14 protein-coding genes and 1 tRNA gene are annotated in these 17,871 nt (G+C 68.5%); 5 read left to right on the top strand and 10 right to left on the bottom strand.

Features of this window, described 5'->3' with window-relative positions:
- The first annotated feature begins 47 nt into the window (after positions 1-47).
- Entirely contained in the window at positions 48-2,579 is a 2,532-nt protein-coding gene (pepN, locus tag ACFWHU_RS05795) for an aminopeptidase N (RefSeq protein WP_387224096.1), read from the top strand.
- A 198-nt stretch (positions 2,580-2,777) separates the two neighbouring features.
- Positions 2,778-4,190 carry a lysine N(6)-hydroxylase/L-ornithine N(5)-oxygenase family protein gene (locus tag ACFWHU_RS05790; protein WP_387224095.1) on the top strand — a complete coding sequence of 471 codons (1,413 nt, stop codon included), beginning with the start codon at positions 2,778-2,780 and terminating at the stop codon, positions 4,188-4,190.
- A gap of 84 nt (positions 4,191-4,274) precedes the next feature.
- Here the strand turns inward: ACFWHU_RS05790 and ACFWHU_RS05785 are convergent, their stop codons facing one another.
- On the bottom strand, positions 4,275-6,092 hold the full coding sequence (locus tag ACFWHU_RS05785) for a bifunctional metallophosphatase/5'-nucleotidase (RefSeq protein ID WP_387224094.1): 1,818 nt from the start codon (positions 6,090-6,092) through the stop codon (positions 4,275-4,277).
- Positions 6,093-6,300: 208 nt separating this feature from the next.
- Here ACFWHU_RS05785 and ACFWHU_RS05780 point away from each other — a divergent pair, with 208 nt between their 5' ends.
- Together ACFWHU_RS05780 and pyk are read left to right on the top strand one after the other, a co-directional pair.
- Positions 6,301-7,011, top strand: coding sequence for an SIMPL domain-containing protein (locus tag ACFWHU_RS05780; RefSeq protein ID WP_385794890.1), 711 nt, complete (start codon positions 6,301-6,303; stop codon positions 7,009-7,011).
- 194 nt (positions 7,012-7,205) lie between these two features.
- Positions 7,206-8,639 (top strand): pyruvate kinase, encoded by a 1,434-nt coding sequence (gene pyk / locus ACFWHU_RS05775; protein ID WP_385794888.1) that lies wholly within the window; start codon positions 7,206-7,208, stop codon positions 8,637-8,639.
- Between the two features lie 18 nt (positions 8,640-8,657).
- Here the strand turns inward: pyk and ACFWHU_RS05770 are convergent, their stop codons facing one another.
- Together ACFWHU_RS05770 and ACFWHU_RS05765 are read right to left on the bottom strand one after the other, a co-directional pair.
- On the bottom strand, positions 8,658-9,401 hold the full coding sequence (locus tag ACFWHU_RS05770) for a helix-turn-helix domain-containing protein (protein ID WP_387224093.1): 744 nt from the start codon (positions 9,399-9,401) through the stop codon (positions 8,658-8,660).
- A 111-nt stretch (positions 9,402-9,512) separates the two neighbouring features.
- A tRNA-Leu gene (locus ACFWHU_RS05765) sits at positions 9,513-9,585 on the bottom strand.
- Positions 9,586-9,685: 100 nt separating this feature from the next.
- Between ACFWHU_RS05765 and ACFWHU_RS05760 the strand changes: the two genes are divergently transcribed.
- Positions 9,686-10,336, top strand: coding sequence for an ANTAR domain-containing response regulator (locus ACFWHU_RS05760; protein WP_385794883.1), 651 nt, complete (start codon positions 9,686-9,688; stop codon positions 10,334-10,336).
- A gap of 86 nt (positions 10,337-10,422) precedes the next feature.
- Here ACFWHU_RS05760 and ACFWHU_RS05755 read toward each other — a convergent pair whose 3' ends face one another.
- The 7 genes from ACFWHU_RS05755 to ACFWHU_RS05725 form a co-directional block, all read right to left on the bottom strand.
- Positions 10,423-11,139, bottom strand: a complete 717-nt coding sequence (locus tag ACFWHU_RS05755; protein WP_385794881.1) for an ABC transporter ATP-binding protein — start codon at positions 11,137-11,139, stop codon at positions 10,423-10,425.
- The gene (locus ACFWHU_RS05750) at positions 11,136-12,038 is read right to left on the bottom strand and encodes an ABC transporter ATP-binding protein (protein ID WP_385794879.1); all 903 of its coding nucleotides are present in this window, start codon (positions 12,036-12,038) and stop codon (positions 11,136-11,138) included. The genes ACFWHU_RS05755 and ACFWHU_RS05750 overlap by 4 nt, the downstream gene beginning before the upstream one ends.
- 4 nt (positions 12,039-12,042) lie before the next feature.
- The gene (locus ACFWHU_RS05745) at positions 12,043-13,839 is read right to left on the bottom strand and encodes a branched-chain amino acid ABC transporter permease (RefSeq protein WP_385794876.1); all 1,797 of its coding nucleotides are present in this window, start codon (positions 13,837-13,839) and stop codon (positions 12,043-12,045) included.
- Between the two features lie 5 nt (positions 13,840-13,844).
- Positions 13,845-14,774, bottom strand: a complete 930-nt coding sequence (locus tag ACFWHU_RS05740; RefSeq protein WP_147872277.1) for a branched-chain amino acid ABC transporter permease — start codon at positions 14,772-14,774, stop codon at positions 13,845-13,847.
- Positions 14,775-14,878: 104 nt separating this feature from the next.
- The gene (locus ACFWHU_RS05735) at positions 14,879-16,123 is read right to left on the bottom strand and encodes a branched-chain amino acid ABC transporter substrate-binding protein (protein ID WP_385794871.1); all 1,245 of its coding nucleotides are present in this window, start codon (positions 16,121-16,123) and stop codon (positions 14,879-14,881) included.
- A 270-nt stretch (positions 16,124-16,393) separates the two neighbouring features.
- A complete protein-coding gene (locus ACFWHU_RS05730) occupies positions 16,394-16,990 on the bottom strand; it encodes a Tat pathway signal sequence domain protein (protein ID WP_387224092.1) in 597 nt (198 codons plus the stop codon).
- A gap of 271 nt (positions 16,991-17,261) precedes the next feature.
- Positions 17,262-17,765 (bottom strand): PaaI family thioesterase, encoded by a 504-nt coding sequence (locus tag ACFWHU_RS05725; protein WP_385794867.1) that lies wholly within the window; start codon positions 17,763-17,765, stop codon positions 17,262-17,264.
- Positions 17,766-17,871: the final 106 nt, after the last annotated feature.

The raw sequence follows: 17,871 nt of genomic DNA, 5'->3' as shown, positions 1-17,871 counted from the left end.
ACCCCCACCTGCTGCGCCGCCCCCGGCCCATCGGGCAGCATGGCCCCATGTCCGTACTGATGCGCGACGAAGCGCAGACCCGTGCCCAGCTCATCGACGTCCACCGGTACACGGTCGCCCTCGACCTGACCACCGGCGACGAGACCTTCGAATCCCGTGCCGCCATCCACTTCACCGCCCGCGCGGCCGGCGACACCTTCGTCGAGCTGAAGCCCGCCCTGCTGCGCTCGGTCACCCTCGACGGACAGCCCCTGGACACCGCCGGACTGGCCGAGAACCGCCTCGCGCTCCCCGGACTCACCGCCGGCGAGCACGAACTGCTCGTCGAAGCCACCATGCGCTACTCCCGCACCGGCGAAGGCATGCACCGCTTCACCGACCCCACCGACGGCGAGACCTACGTCTACACCCAGATGTTCCTCGAAGACGTCCAGCGGGTCTTCGCCGTCTTCGACCAGCCCGACCTCAAGGCCGTCTTCGAACTCGACGTCACCGCCCCCGAAGGGTGGACCGTCCTCGGCAACTCGGTCGCCACCGACGAGGGCGACGGCCGCTGGAGCCTCGCGCCGACCCCGCCCATCTCCACCTACCTCGTGGCCGTCGCCGCCGGCCCCTGGCACTCCGTCCGCACCGAACACGCGGGCCTGCCCTTCGGCATCCACTGCCGCCGCTCCCTGGCACCCCACCTCGACATCGACGCCGACGAGATCCTCACCATCACCCGCGCCTGCTACGACCGCTACCACGAGAAGTTCGAGGAGCCGTACCCCTTCGACTCCTACGACCAGGCCTTCGTCCCCGAGTTCAACGCCGGCGCCATGGAGAACCCGGGCCTCGTCACCTTCCGCGACGAATTCGTCTACCGCTCCGCCGTCACCGACACCGAGCGGCAGACCCGTGCCATGGTCATCGCCCACGAGATGGCCCACATGTGGTTCGGCGACCTCGTCACCCTCACCTGGTGGGACGACATCTGGCTGAACGAGTCCTTCGCCGAGTACATGGGCTACCAGACCCTCACCGAGGCCACCCGCTACACCGACACCTGGGTCGCCTTCGGCATCGACCGCAAGTCCTGGGGATACGACGCCGACCAGCGCCCCTCCACCCACCCCGTCGCGCCCGACCCCGACAGCGTGCCCGACACCGCGGCCGCGATGCTCAACTTCGACGGCATCTCCTACGCCAAGGGCGCCTCCGCGCTGCGCCAACTCGTCGCCTGGCTCGGCGAGAAGGACTTCCTCGCCGGCATCAACACACACTTCGCCCGGCACAAGTTCGGCAACGCCACCCTCGCCGACTTCATCGACTCCCTCGCCGCGTCCACCGACCGCGACGTGCACCGGTGGGCCGAGCAGTGGCTCCGCACGACCGGCGTCGACACCCTCACCCCCACCGTCGCCAACGTCAACGGGGGTGGGAACGGGACCGGCAACGGCAACGGCTCCGAGAACGGCTGGACGCTCCACGTCACCCAGCACGGCAACCGCCCGCACCGCATCGCCGTCGGCGCCTACGACCGCGACCTCGTCGACCCCGGCCGCCTCGCCCTCCGCGACCGCTTCGAGATCGACATCCCGCAGCAGGACGGCCCCACCGTCCGCGCCGGCCGCCGCCCCGACCTCGTCGTCCTCAACGACGGCGACCTCGGCTACGCCAAGGTCCGCCTCGACGACCGCTCCTGGGCCACCGCGCTCGACTGTCTCTCCGGCATCCCCGACCCGCTCACCCGCGCCGTCGTCTGGAACGCCGCCCGCGACATGGTCCGCGACGGCGAACTGGCCCCCACCGCCTACCTGGAAGCCGCCCGTACCCACCTCCCGCACGAATCCGACCTGGCCGTCGTGCAAGGCGTACTCGGCTTCGCCGCCACCCAGATCGCCGACCGCTACCTCGCCCCCGACGACCGGCCCGCCGCCCTCGCCGGCCTCACCGCCATCTGCCGCGCCCTCATCCGCCGCACCGAGGACGGCAACGCGCCCGGCCTGCGCCTCACCGCCGTACGCCACTTCATCTCCGCCGCCACCCAACCCGACGGCATCCAGGACTGGCTGGGCTCGGACAGCGTCCCCGGCGGCCCCGAACTCGACCCCGAACTGCGCTGGCGCATCCTCTACCGCCTCGCCGTCCTCGGCGCCGTGGACGACTCCGCCATCACCGACGAACTCGCCCGCGACCCCAGCGCCACCGGCCAGGAAGGCGCCGCCCGCTGCCGCGCCGCCCTCCCCGACGGCGACGCCAAAGCCGCCGCCTGGGAACGGCTGTTCCTGACCGACGACCTGTCCAACCACCTCTTCACCGCCACCGCCCAGGGCTTCTGGCAGCCCGAACAGACCGACCTCGTACGCAAATACGTCCCGCGCTTCTACACCGACGCCGTCGAACTCGCCAAGCGCCGCGGCCCCGCCATCGCCGAGTTCGCCGGACGCCACGCCTTCCCGGTGCACGCCGTGGACCCGGAATCGCTGCGCCTGGGCGAGGAGTCTCTGACCGGCCCGGACATCCTGCCCGCCCTGCGCCGCAAGCTCGCCGACCAACTCGACGACCTGCGCCGCGCGTTGCGCGTACGGGAGGGCTGACCCGGCCGCCTTCCCACGGAGGACGGGCCGGCACCCCCACGGGGCGCCGGCCCGTCCTCCGTAGAGGGGCACAAGCGCCAACTCTCCTTCAGGGCACGCCGATACCCCTTCGGGCTCCGGATCGTTGTGCACCGTGGGCACCACCCCCGACCCCGGGCACCCCGGTGCAGCTGCCCCACGCGCCCTGAAGGACCCCCAATGACCGACCTGTCAGCAGACGATCACCACCGGCCGCACGATCTGGTCGGCATCGGCATCGGCCCGTTCAACCTCTCCCTCGCCGCGCTCGCCGACGGCGTCCACGGAGGACTAGCCGCCACCTTCTACGAACAGCGCCCCGCCTTCCACTGGCACCCCGGCCTGCTCCTCGACGGCGCCACCCTCCAGGTGCCCTTCCTGGCCGACCTGGTGACCCTCGTCGACCCGGCGAGCCCCTGGTCCTTCCTCAGCTACCTCAGAGCCCGCGAGCGGCTCTACCCCTTCTACTTCGCCGAGCGCTTCCACATCCAGCGCGCCGAATACGACGCGTACTGCCGCTGGGTCAGCGAACAACTCCCCGGACTCCACTTCGGCCACCAGGTCGACGCCGTCCGCTGGAACGCCGAACGCGCCCTGTTCGAGGTCGACTTCACCCAGCTCGACCACGACGGCGAGGTCGAGGCCCTCGGCCGCGCCTACACCCGCAACGTCGCGATCGGCATCGGCACCGAGCCGTACATCCCCGAACCGCTCAAACCCCTCGCCGACACCCCAGCCGTCCCCGTGATCCACTCCGCCGACTACCTCGACCACCGCGAGCGGATCCTCGAAGCCGAACACATCACCGTCGTCGGCTCCGGCCAGTCCGGCGCCGAGGTCTTCCTCGACCTGCTCCGCGCCCGCCCCGCCGGCGCCGAGAAGCTCCACTGGCTCGCCCGCACCGAAGCCTTCTCACCCATGGAGTACTCCAAGCTCGGCCTGGAGCAGTTCACCCCCGACTACACCTCCTACTTCCACGCACTGCCCGAACACGTCCGCGACGAACTCGTCCCGCGCCAGTGGCAGCTCCACAAAGGCATCGACGCCGACACCATCGCCGCCATCCACGACGAGCTCTACCGCCGCACACTGCACGGCGGCTGGCCCGACGCCGTCCTCACCCCAGGCGTCCTCGTCCGCACCGCGGGACGGGTCGGCGCCACCAGGATCGAACTGCACCTGGAACACGGCCGGCAGTCCGGCCGCTCCCGGCTCACCACCGACGCCGTCGTCCTCGCCACCGGCTACCGCGAGCGCCCGCTCAGCCGGCTCCTGGCCGGACTCGACCCGTACATGTGCCTCGACAAATCCCAGCGCCCACGCGTCGACGAGCGCCACCGGCTGGTCCTCGACCCCTCGGTGACCGGCTCCGTGTACGTACAGAACGCCGAACGCCACACGCACGGCGTCGGCGCCCCCGACCTCGGACTCGCCGCCTGGCGCAGTGCCACCATCCTCAACTCGCTGACCGGCGCCGAGCCCTACCCGCTGCCGCGCCGGACCGCGTTCACCAGCTTCGGCCTGGACGGACGGGAAAGGCACCGGCCGGTGCCGGTGCCCAGGGGCCTCGTGCCGCTCTCCGAGGTGCGCTGACACGGCGGCCGTGCCGGTCGTGAGGGGTGCGCCGGTGTGGTGCCGAGGGGACGGCACCACACCGGCGCGTCATCGCGCGACGAGTCAGAAGACCGGGGTGCCGTCGCGCGTGAGCTTCCAGTCCACCGAGGCGAACCGAGTCGGGTCGACGGTCTTCTCCGCCTGCACCCACGTGATGATCGTGTTCCGGATCTCGTCCGGGTTCGCCCACAACTGCTGCGCGCCCGCGACATGCGGGAAGTTCCCGCCGCCGCTCGCCCGGTAGTTGTTCACCGCCAGCACGAACCGCGCCGCCGGGTCCAGCGCCTTCCCCTCGAAGGAGAGATTCACGATCCGCGAACCGGCCGGCTTCGCGATGTCGATGTCGTACGTCAGACCCGACACCACGTCGTAGTTGTAGTCCGGGATGTTGTCCGCGTTCGTCAGCTTCGACGTGTCCACCGGCGCACCCGCCGCCGTCCGCACGTAGTACTTCGCCGAGAACTCGAGATAATCCTTGATCTGAGCACCCGTCAGCAACCGTGCCTCCAGGGTGTTCTCGAACGGATACAGCCCCGCCGCGTCCTTGATGGTCACCTCGCCCGCCGGGATACCCGCCGTACGCGAGAAACACGAAGCCTGCGACAGCAGCGGCAGCGCCGCCCACTCGCCGCCCGCGAGACCGGCCCTCACCGTCTCCGTCTGCACATGGTTGATCAGATCGATCAACGGCTCGTCCCGCCACGGCGCGTCGGCCGTCGTCATGGCGGCCGTCGACGTCCCGATCACCTGGTTGACGTAACTCACCACCTTGCGGTGCTCGTCCACCAGCAGCCCGGTGATCTTCGGATCCTCCTCCACCGTGTTCGAGTTGAGGACCTGGGCGCCCACCTTCTCGACCGACCAGCGCCCCCGCTCCCACACCAGGTCGAAGTCGAACAGCGTCAGCCGCTGCCCCCACTTCAGCGGCTCGGACAGCACCACGTCCTCGCCGGTCTCCTTGTTCGTGACCCGGTACTCGGCGATCTCGGTGTGCGCGTGCCCGACCAGGATCGCGTCGATGCCCGGCACCTGCTCGGCCACCAGACCGGCGGCGTTCTCGATGTGCGGAAGCTGATCTCCGTAGGACGACGTGCCGCTCGACCCCGAATGCGCGGACACGATCACCACATCGGCGCCCATCGACCGGAGCTTGGGCACCCACTTCGCCGCCTGCTCCTCCAGCCCCGGGAACGTCATCTTCCCCTGGACGTTCGCCTTGTCCCAGATCGCGATGCCCGGATTCGTCAGACCCAGCACCGCCACCCGCACATCACGCCCGTGCGGCGTGCGCAGCCGCTTGATCACATACGGCGGGAACGCGGGCCGCAGCGTCTTCGCGTCCAGCGCGTTGGCACCGAGCAGCGGGAAACGGCACTGCTCCTCGAACTTCCGCAGCACCGGGATGCCGTAGTTGAACTCGTGGTTGCCGAGCGCCGCCGCGTCGTAACCGATCGCGTTCATCGCCTGCGCCATCGGGTGCACCGGGCCGCGCTTCGCCGTGATCGGGTCGATCTTCGCGTAGTAGTAAGAGAGCTGGGTGCCCTGGATCGTGTCGCCCGCGTCGATGAGCAGCGTGTTGCCGCGGCCCTTCTCCTTACGGATGCGGTTCACCAGCGTGGAGATCTTGGCCAGACCGACATCGTTGCGGTCCTTGTCGTCGAACTCCTTGTCCGTGAAGTAGTCCCAGTTGAAGACGTTGCCGTGCAGGTCCGTGGTGCCCATCACGGTGAACGAGTACCGCTTCGGCGGACGTCCGTGGCCATGCCCGTGGCCGTCGCCGTGCTCCCGCGCCTGCGCCGGGACGGCGGCGCCCCCGGCGATCGCCGCACCGGCTCCGGCCGCGGCCGACCGGCCCAGGAACGTCCTTCGGTTCAGCGGCATCGCTACTCCCTCGATCTCGTCACCCACACGCACAACGCGCGTAGATAAGGCGGCTAGATTCTGACGCAGGAACGCCCGACGGAACACCCCCGCAGGGTTTCGATCCGATGACCGCCGAAAGTCGTGCCCCCGACGGAGCCGGATGGGAGAGTGGCCCAGACGCCCCCGCCACCCCACAACTCGCCGCCGCACGAGGGAGAACCCACCCGTGACCACCGACGTCCCCACCGCCGGCTCCGCCCCCTACGGCACCCCCGAGACCCCGAGGGTCGCCGTCCGCGGCGAGGCACGCCTGGAGTTCGACCCGGAGATCGCCAGGATCGGCGTCTCGGTCGGCGCGCGCGGCACCGACCGGCGCACCGCGCTCGAAGACCTCACCCGCCGCAACAACGAGGCCCTGACGCTGATCAAGTCCTACGCGGACGCCGTCGAGAAGCTGGAGACCGGCTCCTTCTCCATCAACCCGGAACTCACCCGGCACGGCCGCGGCGAACGGATCCGCGCCTACCACGGCCGGGTGGCCATCAGCGCCGAACTCTCCGACTTCACCGCACTCGGCGAACTCACCACCCGCCTCGCCGACCTCGAACTCACCACCGTCGACGGCCCCTGGTGGGCCCTGCGCCCCGATTCGCCCGCACACGGTGAGGCGCGCAGGCAGGCGGTCCGCGAGGCGGTCCAGCGGGCCCGCGAGTACGCCGGGGCGCTCGGCGCGAACCTCGCGGCGCTCGTCGAACTCGCCGACATCGGGGCGGAGAACGCCGTGCCGTACGCGACGCGTGCCCCCGCGTACGCGAGGGGTTACGGCGGAGCCCCCGAGGCCGCGGGCGCGGCGCCCGCCCTGGATCTCGAACCGCAGCGGCAGACCGTCTACGCGCAGGTGAACGCGCGCTTCACGATGACACCGCCGGTTCTCTGAGCACGGGCTCCGAGTACGCGCTCCGAGCAGGGGCCCGGCCCCGGCCGGGCCCCACTGCCGACAACCTCCGAATAACGCTCATCAGAGCGGCCGTGCGCGCACTTCAACACTTGTCAACAACCCTTCACGCAAAGGTTGTTGAGTAGTCATGTGAGACCAATTACCTACCCGGCGGTAAGGTTTAGTCTCGAACCATGCGCCGAGCGAAAATCGTCTGTACCCTGGGGCCCGCCACCGACTCTTACGACCAGATCAAAGCACTGGTCGAGGCCGGAATGGACGTCGCCCGCTTCAACCTCAGTCACGGCAGCTACGCCGAACACGAGGAGCGCTACCAGCGCGTACGCAAAGCCGCCGAGGAAACCGGCCGCAGCGTGGGAATCCTCGCGGACCTTCAAGGTCCGAAGATTCGCCTCGGACGCTTCCGCGAAGGCCCCGTACTCCTTGAACGCGGCGACGAATTCACCATCACCGTCGAACCCCTCGAAGGCGACCGCCACACCTGCGGCACGACCTACGAGGGACTCGCCGACGACGTGACCACCGGCGAACGCATCCTCGTGGACGACGGCAAGGTGACCCTCGAGGTCACCGGGGTCGACGGACCCCGCGTCCGCACCACCGTCGTCGAAGGCGGCATGGTCTCCGACAACAAGGGCCTCAACCTCCCCGGCGTCGCGGTGTCCGTCCCCGCGCTGTCCGAGAAGGACATCGACGACCTCCGCTGGGCCCTGCGCATCGGTGCCGACGTCGTCGCCCTCTCCTTCGTGCGCAGCGGACGCGACATCGAGGACGTCCACCGCGTCATGGACGAGGAGGGCCGGCGCGTCCCCGTCATCGCCAAGGTCGAGAAGCCGCAGGCCGTGGAGAACATAGACGACATCGTCGCCGCGTTCGACGGCATCATGGTCGCCCGAGGCGACCTCGGCGTCGAAATGCCGCTGGAGCAGGTGCCGATCGTGCAGAAGCGCGCGATCAAGCTCGCGAAGCGCAACGCGAAGCCGGTCATCGTCGCCACGCAGATGCTCGACTCGATGATCGACAACTCCCGGCCGACGCGCGCGGAGGCGTCCGACGTCGCCAACGCCGTCATCGACGGCACCGACGCGGTGATGCTCTCCGGCGAGACGAGCGTCGGCAAGTACCCGGTCGAGACGGTCCGGACGATGAGCCGCATCGTCGAGGCGGCGGAGGAGGACGTCCTGGCCAAGGGCCTGCCCCCGCTCACCGAGCGGAACAAGCCCCGCACCCAGGGCGGCGCGGTCGCCCGCGCGGCGGCCGAGATGGGCGACTTCCTCGGCGCGAAGTTCCTGGTCGCGTTCACCCAGTCCGGCGACACGGTCAAACGCCTCTCGCGCTACCGCTCACCGATCCCCCTGCTCGCCTTCACCCCGGACCCGGCGACACAGGCGCAGCTCAACCTCACCTGGGGTGTGGAGGCGTTTCTCGGCCCGCACGTGGACTCGACGGACGCGATGGTCGACCAGGTGGACGAACACCTGCTGCGGATCGGCCGCTGCAACAAGGGCGACATCGTGGTGATCACGGCGGGTTCCCCACCGGGAGTCGCGGGCTCCACGAACCTGGTCCGGGTCCACCACGTGGGCGAGGACGACAGCCCGAAGTAGCGCGCCTCGGGCCGGAGTTCAGTACTTCGGCCCGACGTGGGCGTCCATGAGCACGACGGACGCCTTGCGGGCGACGGAGATGTTCTGGGCGTTGGCCTTCCTCCAGGCGATCCCGAGAGTGTCGAGGGTGTCCGTGAAGAGCCGCAGAATGTCGGCGGACTTGTTCGTGAAGAAGTACCGGGGGTACTCGTAGCGCTTGGTCACGCCGCCCACGGTGCGGGTGGTCCGGTTCGTGGTCCGGCAGCCGTCGGAGTGGATGAGCCCGCGTACGAACTCCCACCGGTGGGTGTCCACGATCTTTCGCTGCCAGTCGGCGAGCACGATGGGCCGGTCGTGCTTCCTGCCGGGACCGTGCTGGGGGAACAGACAAGGCCAGTGCCGGTCGTAACTGCTCACCATGACGCATCCCCGCTTCTGCACGAGAGCCACGGAGACACCGGGCCGGACGGCGGGAACGGCCGCCCGGCACAGCTCGATCAGACCGGGCCAGGCATCCGCGCAGGCGATGCGCAGGTAGTAGCCGCCTCGGGAGTACGTGCTGATGCAGCCGTCACCGAGATAGAGGCCGAGGAGATAGGCGTAGGACGCGTTGTCGGCAGGTCCGGACGGGCACTCCTGCGCCATGCGCGGCAGGGGCTCGACGCGAGCCTGCCAGGCGCGTATCGCGGCACGCGACACACCGGTCTGCCTGCTCACGGAATTGAGGCTGCGGCCTTGGGCGATGAGCGCCAGCGTGCTGCGGCGCGTCTCCATGTCGTACATACGAACGAGCTTGACGTGATCTTGTGGGAGCCGAGCCGGAAACGGTGTCCGTGTCACACGTTCACATGAAGATCGACAGAATCCACGTCAACCTTGGAAACGAAGGGAAAGTGCCCCGAGTCGGATTCGAACCGACGCTGTATGGGTTTTGAATCCATGGCCTCTACCGCTGGGCTACCGGGGCTCCTTCGAAACGAAGGAAGGGGCAGGCCCTCCGTGCTCCAACCATACCGTAGCTAGGTAGGCTCAGGGACAGCAGTATCTGCCAGTTACGAGGAGCCTCAGTGACCGCCCCCGAGTCGCCCCAGCCCGTCGACGACGACAAGTCGCACGTCCCGCCCCTCACGACGCGAGTCGTCATCGCCGAGGACGAGGCGCTCATCCGTCTCGACCTGAAGGAGATGCTCGAAGAAGAGGGCTACTCCGTCGTGGGCGAGGCCGGTGACGGTGAGCGTGCCGTCGAGCTCGCGCGGGAGCACAAGCCCGATCTCGTCATCCTCGACGTCAAGATGCCCGTCCTCGACGGCATCTCCGCCGCCGAGCGCATCGCGGGGGAGTCCATCGCCCCCGTCCTGATGCTCACCGCCTTCTCCCAGCGCGATCTCGTGGAGCGCGCCCGGGACGCCGGCGCGATGGCGTATCTCGTGAAGCCGTTCAGCAAGAGCGACGTCGTGCCGGCCATCGAGATGGCCGTCTCCCGATTCAACGAGCTCAAGGCCCTCGAGCAGGAGGTCGCCGATCTGACGACCCGGCTGGAGACGCGCAAGCTCGTGGACCGCGCGAAGTCGATCCTGCAGACGCAGTACGGCCTCACCGAGCCCGCCGCCTTCCGGTGGATCCAGAAGACCTCGATGGACCGACGGCTGTCGATGCAGCAGGTCGCCGAGGCCGTCATCGAGGACGCCGAGGAGAAGAAGGCCGCGAAGGGGCAGTAGGCGCCCCGTACGGCGAACACGTACGCGTACGCGAGAAGGCCCGCAACCCCTCGGGGGCGCGGGCCTTCTCGTATCCGTACCGCGGCTCAGTCCTCGCCGAGGTATGCCTTCCGTACCGACTCGTCGACCAGCAGGTCCTGCCCGGTGCCCGAGAGCACGACCTTGCCGACCTCCATCACATGGCCCTGGTCGGCCAGTGACAGCGCCGCCTGGGCGTTCTGCTCGACGAGGAGGATCGTCGTGCCCTGCGACTTGAGTTCGGCGATCGTCGCCATGATCTTCTGCATCATGATCGGCGAGAGTCCCATCGACGGCTCGTCCAGCATGAGCAGCTTGGGCTGCGACATCAGCGCCCGGCCCATGGCGAGCATCTGCTGCTCGCCGCCGGAGAGGGTGCCCGCCGCCTGCTTGCTGCGTTCGCCGAGGATCGGGAACAGTTCGTAGGCGCGCTTGATGTCCTTCTCGATGCCGGCGGTGTCCTTCCGGAGGAAGGCGCCGAGCTTGAGGTTCTCCGCGATCGTGAGCCGCGGGAAGATCCTGCGGCCCTCGGGGGAGTGCGCCAGGCCCATCGCGACGATCTTGTGCGCGCCGACGCCGTTCAGCGGTTGCCCGTCGAAGGTGATCCGGCCCCCGGAGGGCTTGAGCAGCCCGGACAGGGTGCGCAGTGTGGTCGTCTTGCCCGCGCCGTTGGTGCCGATGAGCGTGACGATCTGACCGGCTTCGACGCTGAAGGAGATGCCCTTGACGGCTTCGATCTTGCCGTAGGCGACCTTGAGGTCCTCCACCTCCAGTAGTGCGGTCACTTGGTGTCTCCTTCTGTGCCTGCCGTGCTGTGTGCCTCCGCGGCCTCCACCTCGGAGACTTCCTCGGCGCCGGGGGCGCCCTCGTAGGGGGTGCCGAGATAGGCGGCGACGACCCGCTCGTCGGCCTGGACGACCTCGGCGGTGCCTTCGACGAGCTTCTCGCCCTGGACGAGGACGGAGACGCGGTCGCACAGGTTGAAGATGAAGCGCATGTCGTGCTCGATGACGAGTACGGCGATGCCCTGGTCGCGGATGGCGAAGACCAGGTCCTGGGTGGTGCGGGTCTCCTGCGGGTTCATGCCCGCGGTGGGCTCGTCGAGCAGGAGGAGGCCCGGGTCGCTGGCGAGGGCGCGCGCGATCTCCAGTTTCCGCTGTTCTCCGTAGGGGAGGTTGCGGGCGAGGTGGTCGCGCTTGCCGGCGAGTCCGGTGAACTCCAGGAGTTCCATGGCGCGTGCCTCGGACTCCTTCTCCGCCTTCTTGAAGCCGGGGCCGCGCAGGAGCGCGGACCAGAGCCCTTCCTTGGTCCTGGTGTGGCGTCCGACGAGGACGTTCTCCAGGACGGTCATGTTGGCGAAGAGGCGGATGTTCTGGAACGTACGGGCGATGCCCGCCTTGGTGACCAGATGGGACTGGTGCGGCAGGACGGTGCCCTTGTAGCGGACGGTGCCCTCGGTGGGGACGTACAGACCGGTGAGGCAGTTGAAGAAGGTGGTCTTGCCGGCGCCGTTGGGGCCGATGAGACCGACGATCTCGCCGGAGTTGACGCGCAGATCGACGTTCTTCACGGCGGTGAGTCCGCCGAACTTCTTGGTGACGCCGGTGGCTTCCAGAACGGCCGTTCCGGTGGCGGTGCCCGGTCCGGCGGCGCCGGAGTCGGTGGGCTGGATGTCGGTGGTCATTGGGTCACACCCCCGCCTTTTTGAGGCCGATATCGCCCTTGGGGGCGTCGAGTTGCCCGGTCTCGTGGAATTCCAGCTGCTTCCTGCGGTCGGCGATGAGGCCTTCGGGGCGGAAGCGCATCAGGAGGATGAGCGCGACGCCGAAGAGCAGGAGCTGGTAGTCGGCCATGAACTGGAGCTTCGCCGGGATGAGGTAGAGCAGCGCCGCGCCGATGAGGGGTCCGCTGACCGTGCCCATGCCGCCGAGGATGACGGCGGCGAGCAGGAACGCGGAGTTCGGCGGTACGGCCTCGACGAACTTGTACTGGGCGGGTGTGACGGTGAAGGTCACGTGGGCCTGTACGGTGCCGGCCATGCCGGCGAGGGTGGCGCCGAGGGCGAAGGCGAGCAGCTTGAGCCGGAAGGCGTTGATGCCCATGGCCCTGGCCGCGGTCTCGTCCTCGCGGATGGCGACCCAGGCGCGGCCGATGCGGGACTGGTCGGACCGGCGGAAGACGGTCACCACGATGATGGTGAACAGGAGCATGAGCAGGTAGTAGTTGGAGAACCTGCCCAGCTCCATCCCCAAGATCGTATGGGACTCCCCGAGGTTGAACCCGAATAGTTCGAGGTCCGGGATGTTGGGGATGCCGTTGGATCCGTTGGTGACGTCGGGGCCCGAGGAGCCGTCGAGGTTCTGCATCGTGATGCGGAAGATCTCACCGAAGCCGAGGGTGACGATGGCGAGGTAGTCGCCGTGCAGTCGCAGTGTCGGTGCGCCGATGACGACACCGAAGATCAGCGAGGCGCCCGCGCCGCACAGGACCGCGGCCCAGAACGGCAGGTGCAGGCCGATCGTGGAGGAGGGCGAGCCGGAGACGAGGGCGGCCGTGTAGGCGCCGACGCCGAGGAACGCGACGTATCCGAGGTCGAGGAGGCCGGCGAGGCCGACGACGACGTTGAGGCCCAGGGCGACGGTGGCGAAGATCAGGATGTTCGTACCGATGGTGGCGTACGCGTCGTTGCTCTGGGTGAACGGGAAGGCGAACGCGGCGACGAAGGCCGCGGTCACGGTCACGTTCTTGTGCTTGGAGGTGAGGCCCGCGAGGCGGCGGTTGAGGCCGGCGCGGGAGATCGCCGTGGCGCCGAATCCGACGAGGATCAGGAAGCCGATGAACAGCTGGGGGTTGTCGGAGTCGATGTCGATCCCGTACGTGAAGACGTACAGGCCCAGGCCGAACGAGAAGGCGATGATGAGGATCTCGGCCCAGCCGGGGAGCGTCGCCGCTTCCTTGGGCGTGGGTGCCTTGAAGCAGTGGACGAACCGCTGCCAGACGTTGGCCGTGGTGTTGTCGGCCGCGACGTCGGAGGGGAGTCCGAGCGCGGCGACGAGGGCGATCAGTGAGGCCACTGCCGCGACGTAGGCGCCGGGTTCGAGGTTGGCGAGTCCGCCGAGGTCCACGGTGATGGCGATCACGGTGAACCAGGTGGTGACGAACGTGCCGAGGGCGAAGAGAAGGGCGGGCCCGTTCTTGCCGGCGGGTGAGAGCCAGCGCAGACCGCGGATCTCGTAGCCGGCGAGTACGAACAGGAGCGTCAGGATCGCGCCGGTGAGGGTGAGTACCTGGAGGCCGCCGGGGTATCCGGTGACGCTGAGGTCGCCGGGGAACGCCGCGGTCCAGGTCCAGGCGAGGAAGGTGCTCGCGAAGGTGGCGATCGCGCCGATGCCGGTTCCGGCGCGGGCTGCCGACAGGGGCAGGCCGATGACCGGGGGGTTCGGGCCCGGGGCGGGGGTCGCGGTTTTGTCGATTGTCGTGGTCATCGGTGTCACGCCCTATCCGAGACGCGTGCGCCGAGCAGACCCTGGGGCCTCAGCAGCAGGACGAGAATGAGGAGGACGAACGCCCACACGTCCTTCCAGGCGCCGCCGCCGAGCTGGGACATGCCGGGGATGTTCTCGATGTAGGCGGTGGCCATGGCCTCGGAGAGGCCGAGGACGAGTCCGCCGATCATGGCGCCGTAGATGTTGCCGATACCGCCGAGGACCGCGGCGGTGAACGCCTTGAGTCCGGCGATGAAGCCCATCTTGAAGTTGACCTCGCCGTACTTGAGGCCGTGGGCGACGGCCGCGATGGCGGCGAAGGCCGCTCCGATCGCGAACGCGGTGACGATGATGCGGTCGGTGTTGATGCCCATCAGCTTGGCCGTGTCCGGGTCCTGCGACGTGGCCTGCATGGCGCGCCCGGTGCGGGTCTTGGAGACGAAGAACCCGAGGGTGATCATGCACAGAGGGGCCGCGATGAGCAGGAAGAGGTCGCCGCGGCTGATGGCGAAGGCGCCGAAGTCGAGCCTGCCGCCTTCGAATTCGGGGAACGGCCTGGACTTCGTGGCGTCGGGGTAGAAGGCCCAGACCGCTTGCTGCAGTGCGATGGAGAGGCCGATCGCGGTGATCAGTGGTGCGAGCCTGGGTGCGTTGCGCAGGGGCCGGTAGGCGAAGCGTTCGGCTCCTACGGCGACGAGCACGGAGCAGGCCATCGCCATGAGGATCATGAGGGGCAGTGCGATGAGCAGGCTGGTGCCGTCGGGCAGCCAGAGGAATGCTGTCAGCGCACCGAAGCCGCCGATCATGAATATCTCGCCATGGGCGAAATTGATGAGCTGGACTATGCCATAGACCATCGTGTAACCGATTGCGATGAGTCCGTACAGCGCGCCGAGTAGCAGGCCGTTGGCAAGTTGCTGCGGCAGATCGTTCACCGCGGGGCCTCCGAATGAGTGGGGTCAGATACGGCCGCGGGGGGGCGCTGTGGCGCCCCCGCGCGGTGGTAGGTCCTATATGGAGGGAGGGCTGGTCAGCCCGGTCAGCCCTCGAACACGCCCGTCTTGACGGGGACGTGCTTGCCGCCCTTGACCTCGTAGAGGGAGAGCTGCTTGTTCACGGTGTCGCCGAACTCGTCGAAGCCGACCGATCCGGTGACTCCGTCGAACTTGACGTCCTGCATGGCCTCGGTGATCTGCTTGCGCGCGTCCTTGACGTCGCCGGGCAGCTTGCCGTCGTTCTTCTCGACGACGGCCTTGACCGCCTGGATGATCGCCCAGGTGGAGTCGTAGGCGTAGCCGCCGTAAGCCTCGAAGGCGCCGTCGTAGCCGCCGGCCGAGTAGTCGGCTATGAACTTCTTGGCGGTTTCCAGGGTCTCCAGGGGCGCGCCCACGGAGCTGGCGAAGTCGCCTTCGGAGTTCTTCTTGCCGAGCTTGATGTACTCGGCGCTGAAGAGAGCGTCGCCACCGACGGTGGGGATCTTGGCGCCGGCGTTCTTGATCTGGCTGGCCAGCGGGGCGCCGGCCGGGTACTCGCCGCCGTAGTAGACGAACTCGGCGTCGGTCTGCGCGACCTTGCTCGCCACGGACGAGAAGTCCTTGTCGTCCGGGTTGATGTGGTCGGTGCCCACTACCTTGCCGCCGAGCTTCTTGAACTCGGTGGAGAAGGTGGCGGCCAGACCGGCTCCGTAGGTCTTCTTGTCATCGATGACATAGACCTTCTTGAGCTTCTTGTCGTTGAACATGTACTGCGCGGCGTACGGGCCCTGGATGGCGTCCGTGGTCGACGTGCGGAAGTACGTGTCGAAGCCGCGGACCTTCTTGCCGGCCTGCCAGTCCTTGCCCTGCGTGAGCTCGGGGTTGGTGTTGGCGGGCGACACCTGGACCAGGTTGTCGTTGGCGAAGACCTTCTGCATCGACTGGCCGACATCGGAGTTCAGGGGGCCGACGACACCCATGACCTCGTCGTCGCCGACGAGCTTGGTGGCGTTCTGCTGACCGGTCGCGGCCTGGGCCACGTCGTCGAGCGCCTCCAGCTTGAAGGTGACACCGTCGACTTCGTTGTTCTTGTTGGCCGTCTTGACGGCGAGGTCGGCGGAGTTCTTGATGCCCTGGCCGAGCGCGGAGAGGTCTCCGGTCAGCGGCGCGTCGAGGCCGATGACGACGGTCGTCTTTCCGCCGCCGCCGCTGCCTCCTTCGCCGCTGTCGTCGCGGGAGCCGCAAGCAGACAGCGTGAGGGCTCCTACGGTGACCGCAGTGGTGACTATGAACAAGGAACGGTGACGCACGATCAGTCCTTTCCCCTGGCACGGCTGTCCCTGATTGGGAAGCCGGGTCGAGCGCTGGAACCGAACTGATAAGTAATCCGGTGGCGCGGTGACTGGCCGTGACTCTAAGCGCGCTGGTGGGGGTGGTGCAGAGGTGCGGCCCATGATGTGACGCTCTTGTTATGACGGGGGCGCGGTGAAGCCCGGCCGGGAAGGGAAGGGCGTGTGATTTGAGACCGTTCGGAAGTCCACATAGTGAGAACCAGCAGGACCGCGACGGTAGTCGGTCGGTTACGGAGCGGGACGGTCGCAGGCTTTTTCGATGGCCGCGCCGAGGTCTTCCGGGTAGCCGCCGCCGAGGATGCGGCTCTGTTTCTGGACCGCCCGTTCGTTACGCAGGGTGACATCCAGGAACGGGAGTCCGGCGTTCCGTGGTACTTCCCCGCAGTCGAGCACGTAGACGGTCACCAGTACCTCGCGGGAATCGCCGGGCTCCACGGTGAACGGCGTGGACGGCTGTGTCGACACGGCGAGCGCCGCCGACGGCTGGGTGACGGCGTCGATCGTGACCCGCCGGCCGGGTTCGGTGGAGATGCTGATGCCGAAGGTGAACGCGCCGGCGCGGTCGGCCTCGGCAGAGGCTCCGGCGTAGTTGAAGCCGACGACCTGCGAGGGCCAGGGCGGTGGTGGCGCGGGCGGCGGCTCGGGGGCGTTGAGGGCGTACACGCACACGCCCGTGGTGAGGGTCGCGGCGGCGGCCAGCACGGCCTTGCGGCGGTGGCGCGCGGGCACGGTGAGACGGACATGGACCGGCGCCGCCCCGGTGAGCGGGGCCTCCGGGTGGTGATAGGTGTCCTCGCCCGGTTCGACGGGGCCGATACCGCTCATGTGCCGAAGCTAATGCGCATCGGGCGACAGGACAATGGATCGCACCGTAAGGCGTTACATAACGTCACCATCGGGGTTCCCACCTGGCTCTCCCGTGTGGGGTCCGGCGGGCGGCGGGCGCGCCGCGGCGCTCTCGGCGAGCCCCCGTTACCGCCGTGTTTCGCGGTGGCCCGACGGCCGTCGCGCGTCTCACCTGTTGGTCACCCCCCACCGGGGGAAGCCCGTTCGGCACTTCCCCCGGCCCGCTTGAGGTCCCCTTGAGGTTCGCTCCTCAAGCCTCTTTTGTCGGGATGAAGGAGGTGCCGTCGCCGCTCTGGAGCAGACATGTCAGCCGGGCGGTGCATACCCGTTTGTCCCGTGCGTCGGTGATCACGATCTCGTACGTCGCGGTGGACCGGCCGCGGTGGATCGGGGTGGCGACGCCGGTCACCACTCCGTCGCGTACGGCGCGGTGGTGGGTGCAGTTGAGGTCCACGCCCACGGCGACCTTGTTGCGCCCGCCGTGGAGCATCGCGCCGATGGATCCGAGGGTCTCGGCGAGTACGGCGGAGGCGCCGCCGTGCAGCAGCCCGTACGGCTGGGTGTTGCCCTCGACGGGCATGGTGGCGACGACGCGGTCTGCGGACGCCTCGGTGACCACCAGTCCCATACGGGTGCCGAGGCTCCCGGCGGAGAAGAACGACGTCAGGTCCATGTCGTACGGCGCGTACTCGTCGATGACCTCCTGCGGGAACGTCGGCGCTGTCCGCCCGTTCTCTTTGGACTGTTCACCCATGGGGTCCGGCTCCGATCGGCTGCGTGATGCGATACATGTTCAATGCACCTTGTTCGGTGCGCTGGTCCGCACCGTCTTATCAGATGACTGAGCGAACGCTTAGGCA

It is taken from the genome of Streptomyces sp. NPDC060366, from assembly GCF_042725135.1.
GTDB lineage: Bacteria > Actinomycetota > Actinomycetes > Streptomycetales > Streptomycetaceae > Streptomyces.
Note: the sequence above shows the minus strand (reverse complement) of the source record. Positions and strands in the feature narration are given on the sequence as shown.